The sequence below is a fragment of the Tabrizicola soli genome, assembly GCF_015999335.1.
GTDB classification, from domain to species: domain Bacteria; phylum Pseudomonadota; class Alphaproteobacteria; order Rhodobacterales; family Rhodobacteraceae; genus Tabrizicola; species Tabrizicola soli.
Map to the genome: position 1 here is coordinate 46,256 of NZ_JAEACP010000005.1, position 24,321 is coordinate 70,576.

General features: G+C 67.7%; 27 protein-coding genes. 14 read left to right on the forward strand and 13 right to left on the reverse strand.

The window, feature by feature from the left end:
* Positions 1-6 precede the first annotated feature (6 nt).
* The 7 genes from paaE to I7S92_RS05600 form a co-directional block, all read right to left on the reverse strand.
* The gene (gene paaE / locus I7S92_RS05570; protein ID WP_197642500.1) at positions 7-1,083 is read right to left on the reverse strand and encodes a 1,2-phenylacetyl-CoA epoxidase subunit PaaE; all 1,077 of its coding nucleotides are present in this window, start codon (positions 1,081-1,083) and stop codon (positions 7-9) included.
* A 25-nt stretch (positions 1,084-1,108) separates the two neighbouring features.
* Positions 1,109-1,633, reverse strand: coding sequence for a 1,2-phenylacetyl-CoA epoxidase subunit PaaD (gene paaD, locus I7S92_RS05575; protein ID WP_197642501.1), 525 nt, complete (start codon positions 1,631-1,633; stop codon positions 1,109-1,111).
* Positions 1,634-1,637: 4 nt separating this feature from the next.
* A complete protein-coding gene (gene paaC, locus I7S92_RS05580; RefSeq protein WP_197642502.1) occupies positions 1,638-2,414 on the reverse strand; it encodes a 1,2-phenylacetyl-CoA epoxidase subunit PaaC in 777 nt (258 codons plus the stop codon).
* Positions 2,414-2,698, reverse strand: a complete 285-nt coding sequence (gene paaB, locus I7S92_RS05585) for a 1,2-phenylacetyl-CoA epoxidase subunit PaaB (RefSeq protein ID WP_197642503.1) — start codon at positions 2,696-2,698, stop codon at positions 2,414-2,416. Before paaB ends, paaC begins: the two co-directional genes overlap by 1 nt.
* Positions 2,699-2,758: 60 nt before the next feature.
* Entirely contained in the window at positions 2,759-3,760 is a 1,002-nt protein-coding gene (gene paaA / locus I7S92_RS05590; RefSeq protein ID WP_197642504.1) for a 1,2-phenylacetyl-CoA epoxidase subunit PaaA, read from the reverse strand.
* A gap of 13 nt (positions 3,761-3,773) precedes the next feature.
* The gene (pcaF, locus tag I7S92_RS05595) at positions 3,774-4,979 is read right to left on the reverse strand and encodes a 3-oxoadipyl-CoA thiolase (protein WP_197642505.1); all 1,206 of its coding nucleotides are present in this window, start codon (positions 4,977-4,979) and stop codon (positions 3,774-3,776) included.
* A gap of 160 nt (positions 4,980-5,139) precedes the next feature.
* On the reverse strand, positions 5,140-5,973 hold the full coding sequence (locus I7S92_RS05600) for a PaaX family transcriptional regulator C-terminal domain-containing protein (protein ID WP_354001305.1): 834 nt from the start codon (positions 5,971-5,973) through the stop codon (positions 5,140-5,142).
* Between the two features lie 128 nt (positions 5,974-6,101).
* Between I7S92_RS05600 and I7S92_RS05605 the strand changes: the two genes are divergently transcribed.
* Positions 6,102-6,800 (forward strand): AzlC family ABC transporter permease, encoded by a 699-nt coding sequence (locus I7S92_RS05605; RefSeq protein ID WP_197642506.1) that lies wholly within the window; start codon positions 6,102-6,104, stop codon positions 6,798-6,800.
* Complete coding sequence (locus I7S92_RS05610; RefSeq protein WP_197642507.1) at positions 6,797-7,096, forward strand: AzlD family protein; 300 nt, start codon at positions 6,797-6,799, stop codon at positions 7,094-7,096. The genes I7S92_RS05605 and I7S92_RS05610 overlap by 4 nt, the downstream gene beginning before the upstream one ends.
* Before the next feature lie 6 nt (positions 7,097-7,102).
* Here the strand turns inward: I7S92_RS05610 and I7S92_RS05615 are convergent, their stop codons facing one another.
* Together I7S92_RS05615 and I7S92_RS05620 are read right to left on the reverse strand one after the other, a co-directional pair.
* Positions 7,103-7,417: a DUF1244 domain-containing protein gene (locus I7S92_RS05615; RefSeq protein WP_197642508.1), complete on the reverse strand. Its 315-nt coding sequence runs from the start codon at positions 7,415-7,417 to the stop codon at positions 7,103-7,105.
* Entirely contained in the window at positions 7,418-8,146 is a 729-nt protein-coding gene (locus I7S92_RS05620) for an N-formylglutamate amidohydrolase (protein ID WP_197642509.1), read from the reverse strand.
* Between the two features lie 184 nt (positions 8,147-8,330).
* On the opposite strand from I7S92_RS05620, the gene pyk reads away from it, so the two are divergent.
* From pyk to rplT, 4 genes are all read left to right on the forward strand, one after another.
* Positions 8,331-9,776, forward strand: a complete 1,446-nt coding sequence (pyk, locus tag I7S92_RS05625) for a pyruvate kinase (protein WP_197642510.1) — start codon at positions 8,331-8,333, stop codon at positions 9,774-9,776.
* A 33-nt stretch (positions 9,777-9,809) separates the two neighbouring features.
* Positions 9,810-10,034 carry a hypothetical protein gene (locus I7S92_RS05630; protein ID WP_197642511.1) on the forward strand — a complete coding sequence of 75 codons (225 nt, stop codon included), beginning with the start codon at positions 9,810-9,812 and terminating at the stop codon, positions 10,032-10,034.
* Positions 10,035-10,143: 109 nt separating this feature from the next.
* A complete protein-coding gene (gene rpmI / locus I7S92_RS05635; protein WP_197642512.1) occupies positions 10,144-10,344 on the forward strand; it encodes a 50S ribosomal protein L35 in 201 nt (66 codons plus the stop codon).
* Between the two features lie 12 nt (positions 10,345-10,356).
* A complete protein-coding gene (gene rplT / locus I7S92_RS05640) occupies positions 10,357-10,719 on the forward strand; it encodes a 50S ribosomal protein L20 (protein WP_197642513.1) in 363 nt (120 codons plus the stop codon).
* A gap of 163 nt (positions 10,720-10,882) precedes the next feature.
* On the opposite strand, the gene truB is transcribed toward rplT, so the two are convergent.
* Genes truB through rbfA form a run of 3 tightly spaced genes read right to left on the reverse strand, consistent with a single transcriptional unit; the run spans position 10,883 to position 12,923 of the window.
* Positions 10,883-11,785 (reverse strand): tRNA pseudouridine(55) synthase TruB, encoded by a 903-nt coding sequence (gene truB / locus I7S92_RS05645; RefSeq protein WP_197642514.1) that lies wholly within the window; start codon positions 11,783-11,785, stop codon positions 10,883-10,885.
* 5 nt (positions 11,786-11,790) lie between these two features.
* Positions 11,791-12,513 (reverse strand): phosphodiester glycosidase family protein, encoded by a 723-nt coding sequence (locus tag I7S92_RS05650; protein ID WP_197642515.1) that lies wholly within the window; start codon positions 12,511-12,513, stop codon positions 11,791-11,793.
* The gene (gene rbfA / locus I7S92_RS05655) at positions 12,513-12,923 is read right to left on the reverse strand and encodes a 30S ribosome-binding factor RbfA (protein ID WP_197642516.1); all 411 of its coding nucleotides are present in this window, start codon (positions 12,921-12,923) and stop codon (positions 12,513-12,515) included. The genes I7S92_RS05650 and rbfA overlap by 1 nt, the downstream gene beginning before the upstream one ends.
* 95 nt (positions 12,924-13,018) lie before the next feature.
* On the opposite strand from rbfA, the gene dapB reads away from it, so the two are divergent.
* From dapB to I7S92_RS05685, 6 genes are all read left to right on the forward strand, one after another.
* Positions 13,019-13,828 carry a 4-hydroxy-tetrahydrodipicolinate reductase gene (dapB, locus tag I7S92_RS05660; protein WP_197642517.1) on the forward strand — a complete coding sequence of 270 codons (810 nt, stop codon included), beginning with the start codon at positions 13,019-13,021 and terminating at the stop codon, positions 13,826-13,828.
* 109 nt (positions 13,829-13,937) lie between these two features.
* Complete coding sequence (locus tag I7S92_RS05665; RefSeq protein WP_197642518.1) at positions 13,938-15,857, forward strand: extracellular solute-binding protein; 1,920 nt, start codon at positions 13,938-13,940, stop codon at positions 15,855-15,857.
* 19 nt (positions 15,858-15,876) lie between these two features.
* On the forward strand, positions 15,877-17,019 hold the full coding sequence (locus I7S92_RS05670; protein WP_197642519.1) for a microcin C ABC transporter permease YejB: 1,143 nt from the start codon (positions 15,877-15,879) through the stop codon (positions 17,017-17,019).
* Positions 17,019-18,128: an ABC transporter permease gene (locus I7S92_RS05675; RefSeq protein WP_197642520.1), complete on the forward strand. Its 1,110-nt coding sequence runs from the start codon at positions 17,019-17,021 to the stop codon at positions 18,126-18,128. Before I7S92_RS05670 ends, I7S92_RS05675 begins: the two co-directional genes overlap by 1 nt.
* Positions 18,129-18,138: 10 nt before the next feature.
* Positions 18,139-19,728, forward strand: coding sequence for an ABC transporter ATP-binding protein (locus I7S92_RS05680; protein ID WP_197642521.1), 1,590 nt, complete (start codon positions 18,139-18,141; stop codon positions 19,726-19,728).
* Complete coding sequence (locus I7S92_RS05685) at positions 19,725-20,945, forward strand: glycosyltransferase (RefSeq protein ID WP_197642522.1); 1,221 nt, start codon at positions 19,725-19,727, stop codon at positions 20,943-20,945. The genes I7S92_RS05680 and I7S92_RS05685 overlap by 4 nt, the downstream gene beginning before the upstream one ends.
* Positions 20,946-21,009: 64 nt before the next feature.
* On the opposite strand, the gene hemN is transcribed toward I7S92_RS05685, so the two are convergent.
* The gene (gene hemN / locus I7S92_RS05690; RefSeq protein WP_197642523.1) at positions 21,010-22,365 is read right to left on the reverse strand and encodes an oxygen-independent coproporphyrinogen III oxidase; all 1,356 of its coding nucleotides are present in this window, start codon (positions 22,363-22,365) and stop codon (positions 21,010-21,012) included.
* Between the two features lie 61 nt (positions 22,366-22,426).
* Between hemN and fnrL the strand changes: the two genes are divergently transcribed.
* Together fnrL and I7S92_RS05700 are read left to right on the forward strand one after the other, a co-directional pair.
* Positions 22,427-23,164 carry a transcriptional regulator FnrL gene (gene fnrL / locus I7S92_RS05695; RefSeq protein WP_197642524.1) on the forward strand — a complete coding sequence of 246 codons (738 nt, stop codon included), beginning with the start codon at positions 22,427-22,429 and terminating at the stop codon, positions 23,162-23,164.
* Positions 23,165-23,263: 99 nt separating this feature from the next.
* Positions 23,264-24,175 (forward strand): PhzF family phenazine biosynthesis protein, encoded by a 912-nt coding sequence (locus I7S92_RS05700; protein ID WP_197642525.1) that lies wholly within the window; start codon positions 23,264-23,266, stop codon positions 24,173-24,175.
* Positions 24,176-24,321 lie beyond the last annotated feature (146 nt).

Here is a 24,321-nt window from a genome sequence, read left to right on the forward strand (position 1 = left end):
TGGTCCTCACTCGTCATAGGTGACGACGACCTTGTCGGTCATCGGGAAGCTCTGGCACGACAGGACGTAGCCGGCCCGCACCTCGTAATCCTCGAGCGCGTGGTTGGTCAGCATCTCGACCTCGCCCTCGATCACCTTGCAGCGGCAGGTCGAACAGACCCCGGCCTTGCAGGAATAGGGTGCGTCCAGAGCGGCCTCGATGGCGGCGTCCAGGATGCTTTGCCCCTGGCGCGGCATCTGGAAGCTGCGGGTGGTGCCGTCCAAGGTCACCGTCGCGGCGGTGGAGTTGCCGGTGCCCAGCTCGGCCTTGGTGACCGGCTTTGCCTTGGCGCGGCCCGGCTGGCCCGAGGCGAACAGCTCGAACTTGATCTGGGCATCGGTCAGCCCGTGGTCGCGCAAGGACGCGGCGATGGCCAGCATCATCGGCTCTGGCCCGCAGATGAAGGCGGTGTCGACGGACCTGGGGTCGATCCAGCCGGTGAACAGCGCCTTCATCTTCTCGGCATCGACGCGGCCGGTGAACAGGTCGATCTCCTGCGCCTCGGTTTCCAGCACATGGATCACCGAGAAGCGGCCGAGGTAGCTGTTCTTCAGGTCCTCAAGATCTTCGCGGAACATGATCGAGTTGATCGCGCGGTTGGCGTAGACCAGCGTGAAACGCGAATTCGGCTCGTCTGCCAGCACAGTCTTGATGATCGACAGGACCGGGGTGATCCCGGAGCCACCCGCGAAGCCGAGGTAGTGCTTCTCGGCGCTGGCGTCGATCGGGGTGAAGAACTTGCCCATCGGCGGCATCGCCTCGATCTCGTCGCCGGGCGCGAGGTTCTCGTTGGCCCAGGTCGAGAAGGTGCCGCCGTCGACGCGCTTGATCCCGACCTGCAGCACGCCCTCGTGCCGGCCGGCGCAGATCGAATAGGACCGGCGCAACTCCTCACCGTCGAAGGCGCGGCGGAAGGTCAGGTACTGGCCTTGGGTAAAGTCGAACAGCGCGCGGTCCTCGTCGCGCGGGGCGAGGGTCACCACCACGGCGTCGCGGGTTTCGCGGCGGACCTCGGTGACCTTCAGCGGATGAAAGCGAGACATCATGTCCTCCCGGTCGGGCGCATCCTCAGATGCATTTGAAATAGTCGAAGGGTTCCAGGCAGTCGGTGCAGCGGTAACTTGCCTTGCAGGGGGTCGAGCCGAACTGGCTGACCTTCTCGGTCTTGGCCGACCCGCAGCGCGGGCAGGCGATCACCAGGTTCGAGGTCCCGGCCAGCCGGGCCACCCGGCCGGCAAGGCGCCCGTCGGCGGCGGTGCCGTCCACCGGCGGGGCAATGCCGTAGGCGCGCAGCTTCTCGCGGCCCTCAGTGGTGATCCAGTCGGTCGTCCAAGGGGGGGAAAGCTGGCGTTCCAGCCGCAGCTTCTGGATCCCCTTGGCGCGCAGCGCGGCCTCGATGTCCAAGTTGATCACGCTGGTCGCGGGGCAGCCGGAATAGGTGGGCGTGACCGTGACGACCAGCGTGTCATCCTGCCATTCCACCTCCCGGATGATGCCCAGGTCGGTCAGGCTGATCACCGGGATTTCCGGGTCCGGCACCTGGGAAAGCCAGTGCCGGACCGTCTCCAGATCGGGAAGCGCCGCGCCGGTCATGGGCTTACCAGGTGCCGCCCGGATAGGCGCGCTGCAGGAACTGCATGTCGGCCAGGATGAAGCCGAGCGCCTCGGTATGCCGGCCGGCCTTGCCGCCCCTGTGCTGGAAGGTGCCCTCGGGCAGCGAGAGCGTCGCCTCGGCCATCACCTCGGCCACAGTGCGGTCCCATGCGGCTTTCAGGCTTTCCGGCGCAGGCGCAATCCCCGCCGCGACCACGGCCTGATCCACCGCATCGGCCATGAACAACTCGCCCGTATAGGGCCAGAGCACGTTCAGCGCCTTCTGCATCCGGGCGCGGCTTTCCTCGGTCCCGTCGCCCAGACGGATCACCAGATCGGCCAAGCGTTCCAGGTGGTAGGCCACTTCCTTCGCCGCCTTGGCCGCGATTTCCGCCACGCGCGGGTCGCTGGACTTCTGCAGCGCGCGCAGAAGCTCCATGTGCCAGGCATCGAACAGGAACTGGCGCATCAGCGTCTGGCCGAAGTCGCCGTTCGGGCGCTCGACCAGCAGCACGTTGCGGAACTGCGCCGCATCGCGCAGGTATGCCAGCTTGTCTGCGGTCCGGCCCTTGCCCTCGACCTCGCCGGCGAGACCCAGCCAAAGCTGCGTCTGCCCGATCAGGTCCAGCGCGGTGTTTGCCAGCGCGATATCCTCTTCCAGCACGGGGCTGTGCCCGCACCATTCCGAGACCCGGTGCCCCAGCACCAGGCAATTGTCGCCCAACCGGCAGAGCCAGTCGAAATAGGCGGCCTGATCGACCGCAATGTCAGCGGTCGCCATCACATGTGCCCCACTTCGGCCGGGATGTCGAAGAAGGTCGGGTGACGGTAGATCTTGGAGTTCGAGGGCTCGAACAGCGGGCCTTTCTCGGACGGGGCCGAGGCGGTGATCTCGTTCGACTTCACGACCCAGATCGACACGCCCTCGTTGCGGCGGGTGTAGACGTCGCGGGCATTGCAGATCGCCATCTCGGCGTCGGGGGCGTGCAGGCTGCCGACATGGCGGTGGTTCAGGCCATGCTGGCCGCGGATGAAGACTTCCCACAGGGGCCATTCGCTGGACATCGGTATCTCCTCCCGGAGGTTGAAGGGTGGGGGCGGGCAATGCGCCCGCCCGGAAATGGGTTACTCGGCAGCCACGCGGGCGGCGGCGCGGCGGGCGTCCTGCTTCTTGGCATGCGCCATCAGACCCTCGCGGAACCAGGCGCCGTCTTCCCAGGCGGTGACACGGGCCTCCATCCGCTCGACGTTGCAGGGGCCGTTGCCATTGATGACGTCGAAGAACTCGTTCCAGTCGGGCTCGCTGAAATCATACCCACCCTTCGCCTCGTTCCACTTCAGGTTCGGGTCGGGGATGGTCAGGCCCAGGTATTCGGCCTGCGGCACGGTCTGGTCGACGAACTTCTGGCGCAGCTCGTCATTGGTGTTGATCTTGATCTTCCACTGCATCGACTGCGCGGAATGGACCGAGTCCTTGTCCGACGGGCCGAACATCATCAGCGACGGATACCAGAAGCGGTTCAGCGCATCCTGCGCCATCTCCTTCTGCTCGTGCGTACCCTGCAGGCACATCTTCAGCAGGATGTCGTAGCCCTGGCGCTGGTGGAACGACTCTTCCTTGCAGATCCGGATCATCGCGCGGCTGTAGGGACCGTAAGAGGTCTTCTGCAGCTGCACCTGGTTCATGATCGCCGCGCCGTCGACCAGCCAGCCGACAGTGCCGATGTCGGCCCAGTTCAGCGTCGGATAGTTGAAGATCGACGAGTATTTCATCTTGCCATTGTGCAGCAGCGCCAGCAGCTCATCCCGGCTCACGCCCAGCGTCTCGGCGGCGGAGTAGAGGTAGAGCCCATGCCCCGCCTCGTCCTGCACCTTGGCCAGAAGGATCGCCTTGCGCTCCAGCGTCGGGGCGCGGGTGATCCAGTTGCCTTCGGGCAGCTGGCCGACGATCTCGCTGTGCGCATGCTGGCCGATCTGGCGGATCAGCGTCTTGCGATAGCCCTCCGGCATCCATTCCTTGGGCTCGATCTTCTCGCCCCGGTCGATGCGGTCCTGGAAGACGCGTTCCTGCTCGCTCATCTCCTCGCGGGACTTGGCGCCTTCGGCCTTGACCATCTGTGCATACATGGTGGGTCCTCCCTCAGACTTTCTCGATGATGATGGCGATGCCCTGGCCCACGCCGATGCACATGGTGCAAAGCGCATAGCGGCCGCCCGTGCGGTGCAGCTGGTACATCGCCGTTGTGATCAGCCGTGCGCCGGACATGCCCAGCGGATGGCCCATGGCGATGGCCCCGCCGTTCGCGTTCACATGCGCGGCGTCATCCGGCAGGCCAAGGTCGCGCAGCACGGCCAGCGCCTGCGCCGCGAAAGCCTCGTTCAGCTCGATCACGTCCATCTGGTCCAGCGTCATGCCGGCCCGCGCCAGCACCTTGCGCACCGCCGGAGCCGGGCCGACGCCCATGATCCGTGGCTCGACTCCCGCCGCCGCCATCGCGACGATCCGCGCCTTGGGCGTCAGGCCCTGCGCCGCCGCAGCCTCGCCCGACAGCACCGCCAGCGCAGCCGCCCCGTCGTTCACGCCCGAGGCGTTGCCCGCCGTCACCGACAGCTCCGGCCCGTTCACCCCGCGCAGCTTCGCCAGCTGCTCCAGCGTGGTGCCGGGGCGCGGATGCTCGTCCGTGTCGATGACCAGCGGATCGCCCTTCTTCTGCGGGATCACCAGCGGCACGATCTCGTCCTTGAAGACACCCGCCGCCTGCGCCGCCGCCCAACGCTGCTGGCTGCGCAGCGCGAAGGCATCCTGGTCGGCGCGGCTGATGTCGTAGTCCGCCGCCACGTTGTCGGCGGTTTCCGGCATCGAATGGGTGCCGTAGATCTTCTTCATCGCCGGGTTCGGGAAGCGCCAGCCGATGGTCGTGTCATAGACCGCATTCGACCGCGAGAACGCCGTCTCGGCCTTGGGCATCACGAAGGGCGCGCGGCTCATGCTCTCGACGCCGCCCGCGATGACGAAATCGCAGTCCCCGGCCTTGATCGCCCGGGCGGCCATGCCGACCGCATCCATGCCCGAGCCGCAAAGCCGGTTCACCGTCGTCCCCGGCACGCCGATGGGCATCCCGGCCAAGAGCACCGCCATCCGGCCCACGTTGCGGTTGTCCTCGCCCGCCTGGTTGGCGCAACCGTAGATCAGGTCGTCGACCGCCGACCAGTCCACGCCCGGATTGCGCGCCATCAGCGCCTTCAGCGGCTCGGCGGCAAGATCGTCGGCACGCACCTGTGCCAGAGCACCGCCATAACGCCCCACCGGCGTCCTGACCGCATCGCAAATGAAGGCGTCGCGCATCCTTCCTCCTGTTGTCTGCTGAGACCGGCGATTCCTCATTCGCCGACCGATCGGTCAACGTATACATCTGGAAGCATCACAGGAAAAGCGATTTTTTTAGAATCCTTGTAATGCTTTCGTGCGCCGTGAAATTACGATGCGCGCGCAATGGCTTGCAGGATCAGACCGGAGTGAGAAGACGCGCCAGCCGGCGGGCGGTGGCCTCGGTTTCGGCCGGCAGCAGGCCATCCGCGCCCTCGCAGCACAGGGCGATATGGCGGTGCGCGCCGGGGGTCAGGCCCCCATAAAGCCTGCGGAAGAGGGCGCGCGCCTCGGCGCCGTTCCAGTCCGCCGGCAGGTGTTCGGCCGGCAGGCGGGGATCGCGCAAGAGGACCATGCGATAGGCATGGACGAGGAGGAGACGCGCCACCAGCGCCTGATGGTCGGAGAGGCGCGCAGGCTCCAGCATGTCGAACAGCGCCATGAAACGGTCATATCCGTCGCGAAGCGCGCTCAGGTCCCAGAACCCGGCCAGCGGCTCGGCGGTGGTCACCGTCTCGGCATGGAAGACCAGCGCCGCGGGCGGCAGGGGCTGGCCCCGGTCGGGGCGGATGAAGACCGGCCCGCCCATGTGCCCCATGCGCAACCGCCGCGCATCCTCGATCCGCAGGTCGGGATCATGGATGATCTGCCAGCCCTTCGAGGGCCGGTCGGGACCGTAAAGCAGGTCCGCCGCCTCCATGAAGGTCGCAACGGCGCTGCTTTCCAGCCGGTAGAAACTGCGCCGCCCGATCCGTTCGCCGGTCAGTTGCGCCGCCGCGACCAGGCGCGAGACGGCGGTGCGGACGAGGGATTCGCTGATCCCGACCTCGGCGCAAAGCTCGATCAGCGTGCCGGTCCAGAGGACGCCGCCGCGCGGCACCACGACATCGCCATAGATGGTCACGATGAAGGTCGCCGCGTTCAGTCGCAGCTCCTGCGTGATCGTCTGGATCATGTCGGCGGTCTTGGGCACGCGGGGTCCTGTCGTTCGCAGGCCCGGACTAAGCCGAACGGGTGGCCCGCGGCAAGAGGCGGCAGGTTGACGGGCTGGGGGGCGGGTTCTAACCCTTCCCTGGCCGGCAATGGAGGAAGGGGGCGGGCATGGGCAGGGCGCTCTTCACCTGGAACGGCTTCCGGCGCGGTGCGCGCGAGGGCCTGCCGCTCGCGGCCAGCATCTTCGCCTATGGCCTGGGCTTCGGCCTGGTCGCGGCGCAGGCGGGGTTCGGCGTGGCGAAGGCGATGGCGACCAGCGCCGCGATCTATTCGGGCTCGGCGCAGCTGGCGGCAGTGAACCTGTTGCAGACCGGAGAGGCGACGTTGCTGGCATTGTTCGCCACGATCCTGGTGATCAACGCGCGTTACCTCCTGTTCGGCGCGGCGCTGCAACCCTGGCTCTGGCAGGCGGGACCCCTGCGGTCCTACGGCAGCCTCCTGCTGCTCGGCGATGCCAACTGGCTTCTGACCATGCGGCGCATCGCGCAGGGCGAGGAGGACCGCGCCTATCTGGCCGGGACCGGCGCGCCGATCGCACTGGGCTGGCTCGCAGGCACGGCGCTGGGGGCGGCGGCGGTCAGCGTCCTGCCCCGGCCCGAGGCCCTGGGCTTCGACCTGATGCTGCCCTGTTTCGCCACCGCGATGGTGGCGGCGATGGCGCGGCGGGGGGTAGACCTGGTGCCGGTCGCGGTCGGGGCGGGGGCGGCCCTGGGGATCGCGCAGCTTCTCGGCCCGGCGGCGGCGGTGATCGGCGCCGGCCTGGCCGGAGGCGCGGTCGCGGCGCTGATGTATCGTCCCCCCGCATGACCGGGAACTTTCCCCTTTTGTTGCTGGTGATGGGTGCGGCCGCGCTGCTTTGCCGGATCGCAGGCTTCACGCTGATGCGGCTGGTCCCGGTCTCGCCCCGGCTGGAGGCGGCGCTCAGGGCGACGCCGCTGGCGGTGATGGCCGCGATCTCGGCGCTGGCCGTTCAGGCGGGCGGGCTGGCCGAAGGGCTGGCGCTGACGGCGGTCGTCGCGCTGACCAAGGTCCTCGGCAGCGACGTGGCCGCGGCGATCCTGGGCGTCGGGATCGTCGCGGGCCTGCGCTGGGCGGGACTCTGAGGCGGCTCAGCCCTGCTTGCCGACGTTCTCGGCAAAGGCCTTCCGGAACGCCGCCTGCTTGGCCGCATCCGCCCCGGTCTGGTGCTGCGCGACCCAGTCGGCATAGGGCATGCCATAGACGATCTCGCGCGCGGCGTCCTTCGACAACTCGATTCCGTGCTCGGCCGCGGCTTCCTGATACCAGCGCGACAGGCAGTTGCGGCAGAAGCCGCCCAGGTTCATCAGGTCGATGTTCTGCACTTCCGGCCGCTTGACCATCAGGTGATGCACCAGCGCGCGGAAGGCGGCGGCTTCCAGTTCCGTCCGGGTCTGGTCGTCCATCTACAAGCCCTCCAGTGTTTCGGCCAGGATCGGCGCCAGCCGCGCCGCCCAATGCGCCTGTTCGGCGGGTGTCGCGATCAGGTCGTTGCGCAGTTCTATAAGTGTGTTGTGCCGCCCCAGGCGCAAGGCGTGCCGGTCGATCGCATCGCCGGGAAGGTGGCCGGAGTAGGGCTCGTTGTCGCCGATGCAGAGGTCGGGCTCCCGTTCCAGCCGGGCGATCAGCGGTTTCGAGAACCTCTCGTCCAGATGCGAATAAAGGACGCCCACCTGCCAGGGCCGGGGCGCGCGGCCGCGCAGGGCCGGGGTGAAGGAATGCAGCGCGACGATCACCCGGTCGGGGCGCAGCGCGGCCAGCCGGGCATAGGCGGCGTGATAGGGGCGATAGAGCGCATCCAGCCGGCGCTCCACCTCCTCGGGTCCGGCATGGCGGTTGGCGGGGATGATCGTGCCGTCGTACAGCTTCATCACCAGCGTCGGATCGTCCTCGCCCCGGTTGGGGTCGATCACCAGGCGCGAGAAATCCGACAGGATCACCGGGCTGTCCAGCAGGCGCCCCAACTCGCGCGCCACCCCGGCCGCGCCCACGTCCCAGGCGATGTGGCGGGCCATGTCCTCGGCCGGGATGCCAAGGTCGCCGCCGGCCACCCAGTCCGGCACCCGGTTCGAGGCGTGGTCGCAGGTGACCAGCCAGCGGCCGGGGCGGTGTTCTCCGTCAAGAATGAAGGCCAAGGCTCGGGATTCCCTGCTCTGGTCGCTGCCCTGTCTCCCTCCTTACGGCCCCTCGCGCCCGGATGCCAGAGAGCCGCGGCGAAACCGGGGCCCGGAATGGCGAAACCGGCGTTGCGGCAGGCGCGGAGTTGGGCCATAAGGCACCCGGCCCACACGAACCGTAATGACCAGCAGGAGGATGGCGATGCGCCGCCACCGCAACGTGAAGATTGTGGCCACCCTTGGCCCCGCGTCCAGCAGCCATGAGATGATCCGCGCCCTGTTCGAGGCCGGGGCCGACGTGTTCCGCCTGAACATGAGCCACGGGGCGCATGACGACATCCGCCAGCGGCACGAGATCATCCGCAAGGTGGAAAAGGACCTCGGCCGTCCGATCGGCATCCTGGCCGACCTGCAGGGGCCGAAGCTGCGCGTCGGCGTCTTCGCCAACGGCGCCGAGGACCTGGCCGAGGGCGCGGCCTTCCGCATGGACCTGTCGACCGCCCCCGGCGATGCGACCCGCGTGAACCTGCCCCACCCCGAGATCTTTGCCGCGCTCGAGGCCGGGACCTCGCTTCTGGTCAACGACGGCAAGATCCGCCTGCGCGTCAACGCCTGCGGCAAGGACTTCGCCGATTGCACCGTCGAGGTCGGCGGCACCATCTCGAACCGCAAGGGCGTGAACGTGCCCGACGTGGTGCTGCCGCTGGCGGCGCTGTCGGAAAAGGACCGGGGCGACCTGGAATTCGTCTGCGGCCTGGGCGTCGACTGGATCGCGCTCTCCTTCGTGCAGCGCCCGGAGGACGTGATCGAGGCGCGCAGCCTGGTCAAGGGCCGGGCGGCGGTGCTGTCCAAGATCGAGAAGCCGGCGGCGGTCAATGCCTATGACGCCATCCTGCAGGTCTCGGACGGGATCATGGTGGCGCGCGGCGACCTTGGCGTCGAACTGCCGGTGACTTCGGTGCCGCCGATCCAGAAGCGGCTGGTGCGCCGGGCGCGGGCGGCGGCCAAGCCGGTGATCGTGGCGACGCAGATGCTGGAATCGATGATCGAATCGCCGGTCCCGACCCGGGCCGAGGTCTCGGACGTCGCCACCGCGATCTACGAGGGCGCGGATGCGGTGATGCTCTCCGCGGAATCGGCCGCCGGAAAATATCCGGTCGAGGCGGTGCGCACCATGAGCGACGTCGCGATGAGCGTCGAGAAGGACCCGACCTACCGCTCGGTGATCGAGGCCAGCCGCGTCGTGCGGCGGGAATCGGTGGCGGACGGGATCGTGGCCGCCGCGCGCGAGATCGCGGAAGCCACCAACATCAAGGCGATCTGCTGTTTCAGCCAGACCGGCAACACCGCCTCGCTGGTCGCACGGGAACGGCCGCATGTGCCGATCATCGCGCTGACGCCGCTGATGTCCACCGCGCGGCGGCTCGCGCTGACCTGGGGCGCGCATTGCGTGATCACCCAGCCGCAGGAACGCTTCAAGGGCGCGGTGCTGGCGGCGGTGCGGGCGGCCCGGACCGAGGGCTTCGCCACCGACGAGGACCAGATCGTCGTCACCGCCGGGGTGCCCTTCAACGTGAAGGGCACGACCAACATCCTGCGCGTGGCGCCCTGTGACGAGCGATTGATTTCAAGCGTGGACCCGGAGTAACCTTCCCCTGCGTCAGTTGGTGTCGGGGGGGCCATGGATACCGATCTGGTTTTGACACTGGGCATCGTCCTGGCCGTGCTGACCATCCCCTCGCTCCTTGCCGCCTTCGTCGAGGGTCGGCCGCCCAGGGTCGGGGCGCTGATCCTGCTGGCGGCGATGTCGATGATCCTGACCGCGGTGATGTACCGCCCGACGGGCTATCGCTTCGAGGAGATCCCGACCGTGATGCTGAACGTGGTGATGCGCGCGGTCAACTGAATGCGGCCCCTTGCACCTTTCCCGGCCTGCCCCTATAGGGACGGCTTCATTACCCGCACGGCCGGCCAAGGTGGCATGCCGAGTCGTGCCTGAAACCACGGAGATGGAAATGCCCAAGATGAAGACCAAGTCGGCGGCGAAGAAGCGCTTCAGCTTCACGGCCTCCGGTCGTGTGAAGGCCGGCCCCGCCGGCAAGCGCCACGGCATGATCAAGCGCACGGCGAAATTCGTCCGCGACGCATCGGGAGCGATGATCCTGTGCGACAGCGACGCGAAGATCGTCAAGAAATACATGCCCTACGACCGCTAAGGAGAGCCAGATATGTCCCGCGTCAAATCCGGCAAGGTCACCCATGCCCGTCACCGCAAGGTGATCAAGCAGGCGGCCGGCTACTATGCCGCCCGTTCCACCAACTTCCGCACCGCCACCCAGGCGGTCGACAAGGCCAACCAGTACGCGACCCGCGACCGCAAGGCCCGCAAGCGCAGCTTCCGCGCGCTGTGGATCCAGCGGATCAACGCCGCCGTCCGTCTGTTCGACGCCGAGATGACCTATTCGCGCCTGATCAACGGCCTGGCGAAAGCCGGGATCGAGGTCGACCGCAAGGTCCTCGCCGACCTGGCCGTGCACGAGCCGGAGGCGTTCAACGCCATCGCCGGCCAGGCCAAGGCCGCGCTGGCCTGATCTGTCAGGTCATCGAAATCGGGAGGGGCCCTGCGGCGACGCGGGGCCTTTTCTTTGGCCCAGCGCCCGCGGCATATGGCGGAGCGAGGGGTTTCACACCCCTCGCGCTCCCCGTGGAGTATTTCTCCAAGAGGAAGCACGATTTTAGTCGAATTGTCGGAGGTCAGCGGTTGAAGACGCGGGAGGGGTGCAGCTCTCCGCCGCGATAGTGCCCTACCGCTACGGCTTGCCCGTCCAGGCTGGCCCAGCCTTCGGTGCCCCAGTCGGCATGGCCGATCACCTGGCCCGGATTGCCGTTGCGCAGCCGCACCGCGCCTTCGGGCGTCGCCCGGAACTCCGGCAGGTCGCGCAGGCCCAGTTCCAGCGGCAAAATGCGGGCGTCCAGCGCCTCGGTCTTCGCTTCCGCGTCGATGGTCTCCAGCGTCACGCCCTGCTCGGCCCGGAACGGCCCCGACCACTCGCGCCGCAGCCATTGCACATGCCCGAGGCACCCCAGAACCACCCCGAGGTCGCGGGCGATGGAGCGGACATAACCGCCCTTGCCGCAGACCATCTCGAGGTCGACATGATCCGGATCCGGGCGGCCCGTGATCACCAGCCGCTCCACCCACAACGGCCGCGCCGCAAGGTCCATCGCCTCGCCCTCGCGGGCAAGGTCATAGGCCCGTTCTCCGTCCACCTTGACGGCGGAATACTGTGGCGGGACCTGCTCGATCTGCCCCCGGAACTGCGTCAGCGCCGCCTCGATCTGCGCATCCGTCGGCCGCGTGTCGCCGGTCGCGATCACCCGGCCCGAGGCATCGTCGGTATCCGTCGCCGCCCCCAGCACCACCCGGAAGCGGTAGCATTTCAGCGCGTCGGTGATGAAGGGAATGGTCTTCGTCGCCTCGCCCAGGGCCACCGCCAGCACGCCGGTCGCATCCGGGTCGAGCGTTCCGGCATGGCCGGCCTTCTGCGCCGAGAGCGCCCATTTCACCTTGTTCACCACCGCGGTCGAAGTCACTCCGGCCGGCTTGTCCACCACCAGCCAGCCGCTGACGGCGCGGCCCTTCTTCGTGCGGCCCATCCTGATCAGCCTTTCGGAACCACGGTGCCGACGATCGGCCCCATCGGAAAGCCGCCGTCATGGCGGCCAAGCTCGGGCGCGTAAAGCCGCGAGACGTTGCCGTCGAAATACAGCGCGTCCTCCAGCCCCAACTCGTCGCGGAACAGGCGGGCAAAGGCGTGGAAGTTCACGGCATCGTTGGAAATCGCAAAGACCGCGCGACTGCCGTCGGCGCTGACGCCCACGCCATTGCGGACATAGGTGCTGTCGCTGGCGGGCAAGAACTTCGGATGCAATGCGCCAGCGATCACCAGCATCGGGCCGGACTGGGTGGCGAAGCGGCAGGCGGGGGCCTCGGCCTTGAAGGCGCGGCTTTCGATCACCCGGAACCGCTCGCCCCAGCAGAAGACTCCGTTCGGAAGCAGGCCGAAGTTGCCGGGACCGGCGCGGGTGACAAGGCGCGCGGCCTCGCTGCCTTCCTCGACATAGAGGCCCACCGGCGCAAGGTCGCGGTGATACATGCCTGCGTTCATCGCAAAGCCCAGCGTCCTGCCCTCGGCCTCCAGCGCCTCGTTCACCGCGCGGAAGCTGCCGTAGGGGCCTTCCGCGCCGGAATGGAACAGGCGCAGGTCGTCGGCCAGCGTCACCTCGCACAGGGTATAGGAGGTGCCCTCGAAGCTGGCATCGCGGCAGGTGGCGGCACCGGCCGCGAGGGGCATCAGCAGGAAGACGAGCGCAAGGCGCAGCATCACGCCTCCTCGTCCGGCGTCCCGATGTCGCGCTGGACGGTGGGGTCCGAGAACAGCCGCCGCGTTTCGTCCAGCCGGTCGAAGGTCTCGTCCGGGCGGAAGCGCAGGTCGGGGGCGTATTTCAGCGTCATCTCCTGCGCGACGCGGTGGCGCAGTTCCGCCTTGTTGCGCGCCAGCGCCGCGATGGCCGCCTCCACCGGGACCGATCCCATCAGCGGCATGACATAGACCGTCGCCACCTTGAGGTCGGGCGAGCAGGAGACCTCGCCCACCGTGATCGACATGGCGTTCAACTCGGGATCGTGGATCTCGGCCCGGTTCAGGACGTCGCTCAGGGTGCGCCGGATCAGTTCGCCGACGCGCAGCTGGCGTTGCGAGGGGCCGGTGCCGGTATGGGTGCGCTTGGACATTGCGCCCGTTTAGGCCCTTTCCGGGCGTCCTGCAACGCCGGGCTTCTCACGCCTGCGCGAAGCGGCTAGGGAAAGGGAAAGCAAGGGGGTGCGGCATGGGTGATCTTCCTGGCCTGGTGGTGACCGGCGCGTCTGGACGGATGGGGCAGACCCTGATCCGGCTGGCGCAGGGCAGCGACCGGCTGCGGCTCGTGGCCTGCGTCGAACGCGCGGGCCATCCCTGGATCGGCAGCGACGTCGGCGAGGCGATGGGCGGCGCCCCCCTGGGCGTCAAGGTGACGGACGACCCGCTGGAGGCTTTTTCGAAGGCCCAGGCCGTGGTCGATTTCACCGCCCCGGCGGCAACGGTGGAATTCGCGGCGCTGGCGGCGCAGGCCCGGGCCTGCCATGTGATCGGCACCACGGGGCTGGAGCCCGCGCATCTGGCGAAGATCGAGGCCGCCAGCCGCCATGCGGTGATCGTGCGGGCCGGGAACATGTCGCTGGGCGTCAACCTGCTGGTGCGCCTGACCCAGAAGGTCGCGGCGGCCCTGGATGCCGACTGGGACATCGAGATCGTCGAGGCGCATCACCGGATGAAGGTCGACGCCCCCTCGGGCACCGCGCTGATGCTGGGCGCGGCCGCGGCCGAGGGTCGCGGCGTCCGGCTGGAGGATGCCCGCGTCTCGGGCCGCGACGGCATCACCGGCGCGCGCGAACGCGGCAGCATCGGCTTTTCCGCGATCCGGGGCGGCGACGTGGTGGGCGAGCATGACGTGATCTTCGCCACCGAGGGCGAGCGCGTCGTCCTGCGCCATCTCGCGACCGACCGGGCGATCTTTGCCCGGGGCGCGCTGAGGGCCGCGGTCTGGGGGCAGGGCCGGAAGCCGGGGCAATATGACATGATGGACGTGCTGGGCATCTGATCCCCCGGCGCAATCACGCAATCGCGCAGGCAGGTCGCAGCATGCTGGCTCGACAAACCGCATGGGAGCATAAATGAATATGGGGACGGAAGGTTCGGGAGGTCTGCCGATGCGGAACGCAGGGTCGATGACGGCGGCGGTGGTGCGGCGCAGGGGGGGCGAGGCGCTGGCCGCGACCGGCGCGCTGATCCTGGCGCTGGCGGCGACGGCCCTTGCCGCACGCGCCCAGGAGCAGGAGGTGATCGTCTCGCACGGCATCTCAACCTTCGGCGACCTCAAGCTTCCGGCCGATTTCTCCCACCTGCCCTATGTGAACCCCGACGCGCCCAAGGGCGGCGAGATCAGCCAGTGGGCGCCGGGCAGTTTCGATTCCTTCAACCCCTACACGATCCAGGGCAGCGCGGCCGCGCTGTCGTCGATCTTCTACGAATCCATCCTGTCGGGCACGCTGGACGACGTCAGCGCCGTCTACTGCCTCTTGTGCGAGACGATGGAATATCCCGCGGACCGATCCTGGGTGATCTTCAACCTGCGCAAGGACGTGACCTTCTCGGACGGCAGCCCGATGACCGCCGAGGACGTGCTGTTCAGCTACGAGCTGTTCCGCGACAAGGGCATCCCGGAATACCGCAGCGTCGCCAACGCCAAGTTCCAGTCGGTCGAGGTGCTGGACCCCCACCGCATCAAGTTCACCTTCACGCCCGGAACCCCCTTCCGCGACATGCCGGCCCAGGCGGGCAGCACGCTGATCTTCTCGAAGAAGGACTATCTGGAGAAGAACCGCGATCTGGAGAAGTCGAGCCTGGAGCCTTTCCTCGGCACCGGGGCCTATGTCCTGGAAAGCTTCCAGCCCGGCCAGCGGGTCGTCTTCAAGCTGGACGAAGACTATTGGGGCGCGACGCATCCGCTGAACGTCGGGCAGAACAACTTCGACCGGATCCGCATCGAGTATTTCAGCGACGACAACGCGGCGATGGAGGCGTTCAAGGCGGGTGTCTACACCTTCCGCAACGAAAGCCTGCCGAAGCGCTGGGCCAATGACTACGATTTCCCCGCCGTGACCTCGAGCGATGTGGTCAAGGAAGTGATCCCGTCGGGCGACATCGCCGGCGGCCAGTCGGTGATCTTCAACCTGCGCCGCCCCCAGTTCCAGGACCCCCGCGTGCGTGAGGCGCTGGGCCTGATGTTCAACTTCGAATGGTCGAACAAATCGCTGTTCTACGGGCTTTTCGCGCGGATCAACTCGATCTGGGAAAACTCCGAGATGGCCGCGACCGGGGTGCCCACGCCGGAAGAACTGGCGCTGCTGCAACCGCTGGTCGACGAGGGGCTCCTGCCCGCCGCCATCCTGACCGACGAGGTGCCGGTGTCTCCCGTCTCGTCCGAGGCGAATGCGCTGGACCGCAGGAACCTGCGCAAGGCCTCGGCCCTGCTGGACGAGGCCGGCTGGACGGTCGGCGATGACGGGATTCGCCGCAATGCCGCTGGCCAGACCCTGCGGATGGAGATGGTCCATTCCCGCACCGACCTCTTGCCGGTGATGATCGCCTATGTCGAGAACCTGCGCGCCCTGGGCGTGGATGCCAGTTTCGACATCATCGACGACCCGCAGTTGCAAGAGCGCGCCAGCCCGCCGGTGTTCGATTTCGACGCGCTGCCGACGACCGTCGTGAACGGCGGGCTGGAGCCGGGCGGCGTGCTGAAACAGGCCTGGGCCTCGGTCGCCAGGGACAATTCCAGCCGCAACCGCATGGGCTATGCCAATCCGGCGGTGGACAGGCTTCTGGATGCGGTCGAGGGTGCCGCCAGCCGCGAGGAGCTGACCACGGTGATCCGCGCCCTTGACCGGGTGCTGCGGTCGGAATTCGTGATCGTCCCCCGCTACTACAAGAAGGACAACTGGGTCGCCTACTACAATATGTATGAACATCCCGTGACCCTGCCCCCCTATGCTCTGGGCGAACTGTCGATCTGGTGGTACAACGCCGAAAAAGCCGACGCGCTGAAGGCCAAGGGCGCGTTGAAGTAACCAGGAACGGGCAGGAACCTTGGGCGCCTATATCCTTCGCCGCTTGCTCTTGGTGATCCCGACGCTGTTTGGCGTGATGGTGATCAACTTCGCGCTGACCCAGTTCGTCCCCGGCGGCCCCATCGACCAGATCCGCGCCCGGTTCGAGGGCGAGGGGGATTCGATCCAGAACATCGCGGGCGGCGAAGGCGGCGGCGTCCAGGAAGACGACAGCGGCTATGTCGGCGCCCGCGGCCTGCCGCCCGAATTCCTGGCCAAGCTCGAGGTCCAGTTCGGTTTCGCCCGCATCACCTGCGACGAGGGCTTCACCGGCACGCCGTCGATCAAGGCCCCCGAGTGCCACAAGGAGCCGATCCCGGCCTACGAGCGGTTCTTCATCATGATGGGGAACTACCTGAACTTCGATTTCGGCCAAAGCTATTTCCGCTCGATCTCGGTCGTCGACCTCGTGCTGGAAAAGATGCCGGTCTCGATCACGCTGGGCCTGTGGTCCACGCTGATCGCCTATCTGGTCTCGATCCCGCTGGGCATCCGCAAGGCGGTGCGCGACGGCTCCAGCTTCGACACCTGGACCTCCGGCATCATCATCGCGGCCTATGCGATTCCCGGCTTCCTGTTCGCGATCATGCTGATGGTGGTCTTTGCCGGCGGCAGCTATTTCCAGTGGTTCCCGTTGCGCGGCCTGACCTCGGAAGGGTGGGAGAGCTTCCCCCTCTGGCAGAAGGTCACCGACTACCTCTGGCACATCATCCTGCCGGTGACGGCGCAGCTGATCTCGGCCTTCGCCACGCTGACGCTGCTGACCAAGAACAGCTTCCTGGACGAGATCAAGAAGCACTATGTGATGACCGCCCGCGCCAAGGGCCTGTCCGAGGCGCGGGTGCTGTACGGCCATGTCTTCCGCAACGCCATGCTGATCGTGATCGCGGGCTTCCCCAGCCTGTTCCTGGGGGTGTTCTTCGGCTCCAGCCTGATCATCGAGTTCATCTTCTCGCTCGATGGCCTCGGCCAGCTCGGCTATCGCTCGGCGGTCGAGCGGGACTATCCGGTGATCTTCGGCACGCTCTTCGCCTTCGGCCTGATCGGGCTGGTCGTCGGCATCCTGTCGGACCTGATGTATGTGCTGGTCGACCCGCGCATCGACTTCGAGAGGCGCGGCTGATGGCGCTTTCACCCCTGAACCAGCGCCGCTGGCGCAACTTCAAGGCCAACCGGCGGGCGTTCTGGTCGCTCTGGCTGTTCCTGGTCCTCTATGGCCTGTCGCTGGGGGCCGAACTGATCGCCAACGACCGCCCCGCCCTCGTCCGCTACGACGGCGGCTATTACCTGCCGGTGTTCAACTTCTACCCCGAGACCGCCTTCGGTGGCGACCTCCGGACCGAGGCGAAATATTCCACGGTCGAGGTGCAATGCCTGATCCTCGCCGCCGGCTCGCTGGACTGCTGGGACGATCCCGAGGGCATCATCGCCGAAGTGCAGGAGAAGGGCACCGCCGCCGGCGAGGCCGTGAACCGGGGCTGGATCCTCTGGCCGCCGATCCCCTACAGCTACAACACGATCGTCGATACCGGCGGCGTCGCCCCCGGCCCGCCCACGGCGCAGAACTGGCTGGGCACCGACGACACCAGCCGCGACGTGGCGGCGCGGGTGATCTACGGCTTCCGCCTCTCCGTCACCTTCGCGCTGATCGTCACCTTGCTGACCTCGGTGATCGGCATCGCGGCCGGCGCGGTTCAGGGCTATTTCGGCGGCCGGACGGACCTGATCTTCCAGCGGGTGATCGAGCTCTGGTCCTCGGTCCCGACGCTTTACGTCATCATCATCGTCACCGCGGTCTGGTCGAAGAGCTTCTGGCTGATGGTGCTGCTGATGGTGGTCTTCGGCTGGACCGCCCTCGTCGGCGTCGTCCGGGCCGAATTCCTGCGGGCGCGGAACTTCGAATATGTCCGCGCCGCCCGCGCGCTGGGCGTGCCCGACCTGCAGATCATGTTCCGCCATCTCCTGCCGAACGCCATGGTCGCCACCCTGACCATGCTGCCGTTCATCATCACCGGCACCATCGGCTCGCTCGCCATGCTCGACTACCTGGGCTTCGGCCTGCCCTCCAGCTCGCCCTCGCTGGGGCAGCTGTCGCGGCAGGCGCAGCAGAACCTGCAGTCGCCGCACCTGGCCTTCGTGTCCTTCTTCACCTTCGCCATCATGCTCTCGCTCTTGGTCTTCATCTTCGAGGGCGTGCGCGATGCCTTCGACCCGCGGAAGACGTTCAGATGAGGGCGGGCGGATGAGCGTTCTCGAGGTTCGCGACCTGAAGGTCAGCTTCCGCCAGGACGGAAGGGTGATCGAGGCGGTGAAGGGGGTCAGCTTCGCCGTCTCCAAGGGCGAGACGGTGGCGCTGGTCGGCGAAAGCGGCTCGGGCAAGTCGGTCACGGCGCTCTCGACCGTCGGGCTTCTGGGCGACAACGCGCAGGTCACCGGCTCGGTCACCTATCGCGGCACGCAGATGCTGGGCGCCAGCGAGCCCGCCCTGCGCAAGGTCCGGGGCAACGACATCAGCTTCATCTTCCAGGAGCCGATGACCTCCCTCAACCCGCTGCACACGATCGAGAGGCAACTTGGCGAAAGCCTGGCCCTGCACCAGGGCCTGACCGGCGACAGGGCGCGCGCGCGGATCATCGAGCTGATGGACAAGGTCGGCATCCGCGACGCCGAAAGCCGCCTCGGCGCCTATCCGCACCAGCTTTCCGGCGGCCAGCGCCAGCGGGTGATGATCGCCATGGCGCTGGCCAACGGGCCCGAGCTTCTGGTCGCCGACGAGCCCACCACCGCGCTGGACGTGACGATCCAGGCGCAGATCCTCGACCTTCTGGCCGATCTGAAACGGGCCGAGGGGCTGAGCCTTCTCTTCATCACCCACGACCTGAACATCGTCCGCCGCATCGCCGACCGGGTCTGCGTCATGCAGGGCGGCGAGATCGTCGAGCAGGGCCCGACCGCCGAGATCTTCGCCAATCCGCAGCATCCCTATACGCGGAAGCTCTTGGCCGCCGAGCAGCGGGGCGGCCCCGATCCCGTCCCCCCCGGCGCGCCCGAGATCGTGGCGACCGAACACCTCCGCGTCTGGTTCCCGATCCAGAAGGGCTTCCTGCGCCGCACCGTGGGCCATGTGAAGGCGGTGAACGACGCGACCATCGCCGTCCGCGCCGGCGAGACGCTGGGCATCGTCGGCGAAAGCGGCTCGGGCAAGACGACGATGGCGCTGGGGATCCTGCAGCTGATCGGGTCGGAGGGGAAGGTCGCCTTCCTCGGCCGCGATCTGCGCGACCGCAATGGGGCCGCCCTGCGTGCCATAAGGCGCGAGATGCAGGTCGTGTTCCAGGACCCCTACGGCAGCCTCTCGCCCCGGATGACGGTCGAGCAGATCATCGCCGAAGGCTTGGGCGTCCACGGGGTGGAACCCGGCCGCAACCGGACCGAAATGGTGGCCGAGATCATGGCCGAGGTCGGCCTCGACCCGACCACCATGGGCCGCTACCCGCATGAATTCTCCGGCGGCCAGCGCCAGCGCATCGCCATCGCCCGCGCGATGATCCTGCGCCCCAAGCTGGTGGTGCTGGACGAGCCGACCTCGGCCTTGGACATGACGGTACAGGTCCAGATCGTCGAGCTTCTGCGCGCGCTGCAGCGCAAATGGGGCCTCGCCTACCTCTTCATCAGCCACGACCTGCGGGTGATCCGCGCCATGGCGCATCAGGTCATCGTGATGCGGGCCGGCGACGTGGTGGAAAGCGGCCCCTGCGAGGCGGTATTCACCAAACCTCAATCCGATTACACCAAGGCTCTGATGGCGGCAGCCTTCGGGACCGGATCTTGAAGCTTCTCTTCGTCCACCAGAACTTTCCCGCCCAGTTCCTGCACCTCGCGCCCGAGATGCAGCGCCTTGGCCATGACGTCCGCGCCCTCACCGATGCGGCGAACCGCAACCCCTCGCCGGTGCCGCTTTTGCGCTACGACTTCAAGCCCGCCCCGGTCGAGCCGCAGCATACCCGCCTTGGCCGCAACTACACCACGATGAGCGACCGGGGCGTCACCGTCGCCCGCTTCGCCCGTCAGTTGCGCGCCCAGGGCTATGTGCCGGACGTGATCTACGGCCATTCCGGCTGGGGCGAGACCCTGTTCCTGAAAGAGGTCTGGCCCGAGGCGCGGCTGCTGGTCTTCGCCGAATTCTACTATCGCGGAGAGGGTGCCGATTCCGGCTTCGACCCGGAGTTCCAGCGCCGCGGCTTCGACCAGGCGATGATCGCCCAGGGTCGCGCCGCGCATCTCGGCCAAGCGCTGCTCCATGCCGACCGGGGTATTTCGCCGACCCTTTGGCAGGCCGACAGCCACCCCCCCGCCCTGCGCCGCCTGATCGAGGTGATCTTCGACGGCGTCGACTGCGACCGGCTGGCCCCCGACCCGGCGGCCCGCTTCACCCTGCCCGATGGCCGCCAGCTCCGGCGCGGGGACGAAGTGCTGACCTTCGTCAACCGCAACCTCGAACCCTATCGCGGCTACCACATCTTCATGCGCGCCCTGCCGGCCGTGCTGGCCGCCCGGCCGCAGGCCCGGGTCGTGATCGTCGGCGGCGACGGGGTCAGCTACGGCCAGCCGCCGAAGGAAGGAACCTGGAAGGACGTCTTCCTGGACGAGGTGAAGGATCGCCTCGACCTCTCGCGCGTGCATTTCACCGGCAAGCTGCCCTATGACCGGCTGGTCGACCTGATCCATGTCAGCCGGGCCCATGCCTATCTGACCTATCCCTTCGTGCTCTCCTGGTCGATGGTCGAGACGCTGGCCGCCGGAACGCTGGTGATCGGCTCGGACACCGCCCCGGTGGCCGAGGTGATCCAGGACGGCGTGAACGGGCGTCTGGTCGATTTCTTCGACGTGCGGGGCTGGTCGGATGCCCTTGCCGATGCCCTGGCCCGGCCCGAGGCCTACCTGCAGATGCGCGAGACCGCGCGGCAGATGGCTCGGGAGCAATATGACCTCCGCTCGGTCTGCCTGCCGCGACAGGTCGAGCTTCTCACCCGGCTGGACCGGGCCTGACCGGCGCGGCCGGGACCAAAATCCTTCGAAGGATTTTGCAAAAGTTTTCGAAAACTTTTGCGCCTCACACCGCTGACGAATGCCGCGCCTGGGCGCTGTCATAGGCATCGAAGGCACGGGCGATCATCCGGGTCAGGGGACGGGCGCGCTCGGGGATGAAGAATCCCTCCTCCGTCACCTGCACCATGTCGCCGAACGTCTTCTTCGCCGCCTGGAACAGGGTCTCCAGATGCTCGTCCGTAGTGGCGAAGCGCGACAGAAGTTCCTCCCGGCGGACGGCGAAATCGCACATCAGCGCCTCGATGATCCGGGCGCGCAGCGTATCCTCGCCCGAGAAGCGGTGCCCCTTGTGGACCGAGAAGCGCCCCTCGCGGATCGCCTTCACATGCGCGGCCGTCGCCGCCGCATTCTGCGCGAAACCCTGCGGAAAGCGCGAGATCGACGAGGCCCCGATCCCGATCAGCACCGGCGAGGTGTCGTCGGTATAGCCCTGGAAGTTCCGCCGCAGCCGACCCGCCGCATGGGCCCTGGCCATGCCGTCCTCGGGCTTGGCGAAATGGTCGATGCCGATCTCCCGGTAGCCGTCCCAGAGGAAAAGCTGCCGCGCCGTCTCGAACAGGTCAAGCCGCTCCTGCGGGGTGGGCATCGTGTCCGAGGGGATCATCTGCTGCCGCCGGCTCATCCAGGGCACATGGGCATAGCCGTAAAGCGCCACCCGGTCGGGCGAGAGCGTCAGGAGCTTCTGCACCGAATCGGCGATGCGCGGCCCGGTCTGGTGCGGCAGGCCATAGAGGATGTCGGCGTTCAGGCTGCCGATGCCCCGGGCGCGGATGCGTTCCACCACGTCGCGGGTCAGCTGGTAGCTCTGCTCGCGGCCGATCGCCTTCTGGATCATCGGGTCGAAGTCCTGCACCCCGATCGAGGCGCGGTTCATCCCGGCGGCGGCCAGCGCATCCAGCCGGGGATCGTCGATCTCGTTCGGGTCGATCTCGACCGAGAATTCGCCTTCGGCGGCCATCGGCGCGACCCTGAAGATCGCCTCGGCCAGCCGCGTCATCCGCTCGGGGTCCAGCAGCGTCGGCGTGCCCCCGCCCCAATGCAGCCGCGAAAGGCTGACGCCGCGCGGCAGGTGCCGGGCAAGCATGGCCAGCTCGAGCAGCAGCATCTCGACATAGGCGTTGACCGGATCGTTCGACGTCGTGCCCTGGGTCCGGCAGGCGCAGAACCAGCACAGCCGGCGGCAGAAGGGCACGTGGACGTAGAGCGAGATCTGGCTGCCCTCGGGCACGGCCTCGATCCAGTCGGTGAAATCTCCGGCGTTGACCGAGGCGCCGAAATGCGGCGCGGTCGGATAGGAAGTGTAGCGCGGCACGCGCGCGTCGAATAGCCCCAGGCGGGCGAGTTGCGGATCGTGGGTCATGCGGCTACATTAGCGGCTGCGTCCCAAGTCGCCTTGACGCAAATCAATTTGGGAGCACCGGATGCAAGACCACTTCGTGCATGTCCAATGCGGCGATTGCCCCATCCGGCACCGCGCGGTTTGCGCCCGGTGCGATACGGACGAACTCGCCGAGCTGGAGCAGATCAAGTACTACCGCAGCTTCCAGGCGGGGCAGACGATCATCTGGTCGGGGGACCGGATGGATTTCGTCGGCTCGGTCGTGAGCGGGATCGCCAGCCTGACCCAGACGATGGAGGACGGACGGCGGCAGATGGTCGGCCTCCTGCTGCCCTCGGATTTCGTCGGACGGCCGGGGCGGTCGACGGCGGCCTTCGACGTGACCGCCACCACCGATGTGGTGATGTGCTGCTTCCGCAAGAAACCCTTCGAGACCCTGATCGCCGAGACGCCCCACGTCGCCCAGCGTCTGCTGGAGATGACCCTGGACGAGCTGGACGCGGCGCGGGAATGGATGCTGCTTCTCGGCCGCAAGACCGCGCGGGAGAAGATCGCCTCGCTGATCTCGATCATCGCCCGGCGCGAGGCGGCGCTGCACAAGAAGAAGGCCTCGGGGAATCTTTCGGTGGACCTGCCCCTCACGCGGGAGGAAATGGCGGATTATCTCGGCCTGACCCTCGAGACGGTCAGCCGGCAGATCAGCGCGCTGAAGAAGGACGGGGTGATCACGCTGGAGGGGAACCGGCATGTCAGCATCCCGGACATCGACCGGCTTCTGGAGGAGGCCGGGGACGATACCGACGGCGGGCTGCCGGTCTGACTGTCCACGCGTGGACAGTCCTGCCAGGCAAGGATAATCAAAGGCTTGCCTGCGGGCGTTCAGGATCCGTTAACCCGACGCAAGGCTGAGAGCCGCGCCATGCTGACCTTCCAAACCTGCGATGTCTTCACCGACCGGCCCTTTGCGGGCAATCCGCTGGCCATCGTTCTTGAGGCCGACGGGCTGAGCCCGGCGCAGATGCAGACCCTCGCGCGCGAGTTCAACCTGTCCGAGACGATCTTCGTCCAGGCCCCGGCCGATCCGGCCCATGCCGCAAGGGTGCGCATCTTCTTCCCGACAGCCGAGATCCCCTTTGCCGGCCATCCGACGATCGGCTGCGCGATCCATCTGGCCTCGGCCGGCGCGGTGGGCGATTTCGACCGCGACCTGGTGCTGGAGGAGGCGGCCGGCCTGGTCCCGGTGCGGGTCTGGCGCCGCGGCGAGGAGGTCCGTGCCGAGTTCCTGGCCCCGGTGCTGCCGCATGGGGTGACGGATGCACCGGACCGCGACGCGGCGCTGGACCACAAGCGGCTGGCGGCGGCGCTGGGGCTGGAGGCGGGCGAGATCGGCTTTGCCGGGCATCGGCCGGGCCTCTGGCAGGGCGGGCCGCGCTTCCTTTACGCTCCCGTCGCCTCGCTGGCGGCGCTGGGCCGGGCGCGGCCGATCGAACCCTTCTGGTCGGAACAGATGCGGGCGGCTGGGGTGGACAGCATCTACCTTTACACGACCGGCGAGGATTGCGCCTTCCGCGCCCGGATGTTCTCGCCCACCGCGGGGATCCCGGAGGACCCCGCGACGGGCTCGGCCAGCGCGATCCTGGCGGCGCAGTTGCTGGCTTCGGATGCGCTGGGCGAGGGGGAAACACGAGTGGAACTGCGCCAGGGCGTGGAGATGGGACGGCCGAGCGAGATCGGGCTGCGCGCCCGCGTGGCGGCGGGACGGCTGGTCGAGGTCCGGATCAGCGGCGGCGCGGTGCCGGTGGCCGAAGGGCGGATCCGGGCACCGGCCTGACGGTCGGGGCGGTTTCGAACGGGGCGCCGATTTCTTTGAAGAAATCGGGACGGAACCTACAGGTTCCGAGACGGAATTTTTGAAAATTCCGCGCCCCGCTTCCGGCGGCGCGCCCTTTTGGTAGGCGCTCCGCCGCTGCGGCTTTC

What these genes read in the sequence shown, in the direction of transcription:
- paaE (WP_197642500.1), bottom strand. Translation starts at nt 1,083, where the DNA reads ATGTCTCGCTTTCATCCGCTGAAGGTCACCGAGGTCCGCCGCGAAACC.
- paaD (WP_197642501.1), bottom strand. Translation starts at nt 1,633, where the DNA reads ATGACCGGCGCGGCGCTTCCCGATCTGGAGACGGTCCGGCACTGGCTT.
- paaC (WP_197642502.1), bottom strand. Translation starts at nt 2,414, where the DNA reads ATGGCGACCGCTGACATTGCGGTCGATCAGGCCGCCTATTTCGACTGG.
- paaB (WP_197642503.1), bottom strand. Translation starts at nt 2,698, where the DNA reads ATGTCCAGCGAATGGCCCCTGTGGGAAGTCTTCATCCGCGGCCAGCAT.
- paaA (WP_197642504.1), bottom strand. Translation starts at nt 3,760, where the DNA reads ATGTATGCACAGATGGTCAAGGCCGAAGGCGCCAAGTCCCGCGAGGAG.
- pcaF (WP_197642505.1), bottom strand. Translation starts at nt 4,979, where the DNA reads ATGCGCGACGCCTTCATTTGCGATGCGGTCAGGACGCCGGTGGGGCGT.
- I7S92_RS05605 (WP_197642506.1), top strand. Translation starts at nt 6,102, where the DNA reads ATGGGCAGGGCGCTCTTCACCTGGAACGGCTTCCGGCGCGGTGCGCGC.
- I7S92_RS05610 (WP_197642507.1), top strand. Translation starts at nt 6,797, where the DNA reads ATGACCGGGAACTTTCCCCTTTTGTTGCTGGTGATGGGTGCGGCCGCG.
- I7S92_RS05615 (WP_197642508.1), bottom strand. Translation starts at nt 7,417, where the DNA reads ATGGACGACCAGACCCGGACGGAACTGGAAGCCGCCGCCTTCCGCGCG.
- pyk (WP_197642510.1), top strand. Translation starts at nt 8,331, where the DNA reads ATGCGCCGCCACCGCAACGTGAAGATTGTGGCCACCCTTGGCCCCGCG.
- I7S92_RS05630 (WP_197642511.1), top strand. Translation starts at nt 9,810, where the DNA reads ATGGATACCGATCTGGTTTTGACACTGGGCATCGTCCTGGCCGTGCTG.
- rpmI (WP_197642512.1), top strand. Translation starts at nt 10,144, where the DNA reads ATGCCCAAGATGAAGACCAAGTCGGCGGCGAAGAAGCGCTTCAGCTTC.
- rplT (WP_197642513.1), top strand. Translation starts at nt 10,357, where the DNA reads ATGTCCCGCGTCAAATCCGGCAAGGTCACCCATGCCCGTCACCGCAAG.
- truB (WP_197642514.1), bottom strand. Translation starts at nt 11,785, where the DNA reads ATGGGCCGCACGAAGAAGGGCCGCGCCGTCAGCGGCTGGCTGGTGGTG.
- I7S92_RS05650 (WP_197642515.1), bottom strand. Translation starts at nt 12,513, where the DNA reads ATGCTGCGCCTTGCGCTCGTCTTCCTGCTGATGCCCCTCGCGGCCGGT.
- rbfA (WP_197642516.1), bottom strand. Translation starts at nt 12,923, where the DNA reads ATGTCCAAGCGCACCCATACCGGCACCGGCCCCTCGCAACGCCAGCTG.
- dapB (WP_197642517.1), top strand. Translation starts at nt 13,019, where the DNA reads ATGGGTGATCTTCCTGGCCTGGTGGTGACCGGCGCGTCTGGACGGATG.
- I7S92_RS05665 (WP_197642518.1), top strand. Translation starts at nt 13,938, where the DNA reads ATGCGGAACGCAGGGTCGATGACGGCGGCGGTGGTGCGGCGCAGGGGG.
- I7S92_RS05675 (WP_197642520.1), top strand. Translation starts at nt 17,019, where the DNA reads ATGGCGCTTTCACCCCTGAACCAGCGCCGCTGGCGCAACTTCAAGGCC.
- I7S92_RS05680 (WP_197642521.1), top strand. Translation starts at nt 18,139, where the DNA reads ATGAGCGTTCTCGAGGTTCGCGACCTGAAGGTCAGCTTCCGCCAGGAC.
- hemN (WP_197642523.1), bottom strand. Translation starts at nt 22,365, where the DNA reads ATGACCCACGATCCGCAACTCGCCCGCCTGGGGCTATTCGACGCGCGC.
- fnrL (WP_197642524.1), top strand. Translation starts at nt 22,427, where the DNA reads ATGCAAGACCACTTCGTGCATGTCCAATGCGGCGATTGCCCCATCCGG.
- I7S92_RS05700 (WP_197642525.1), top strand. Translation starts at nt 23,264, where the DNA reads ATGCTGACCTTCCAAACCTGCGATGTCTTCACCGACCGGCCCTTTGCG.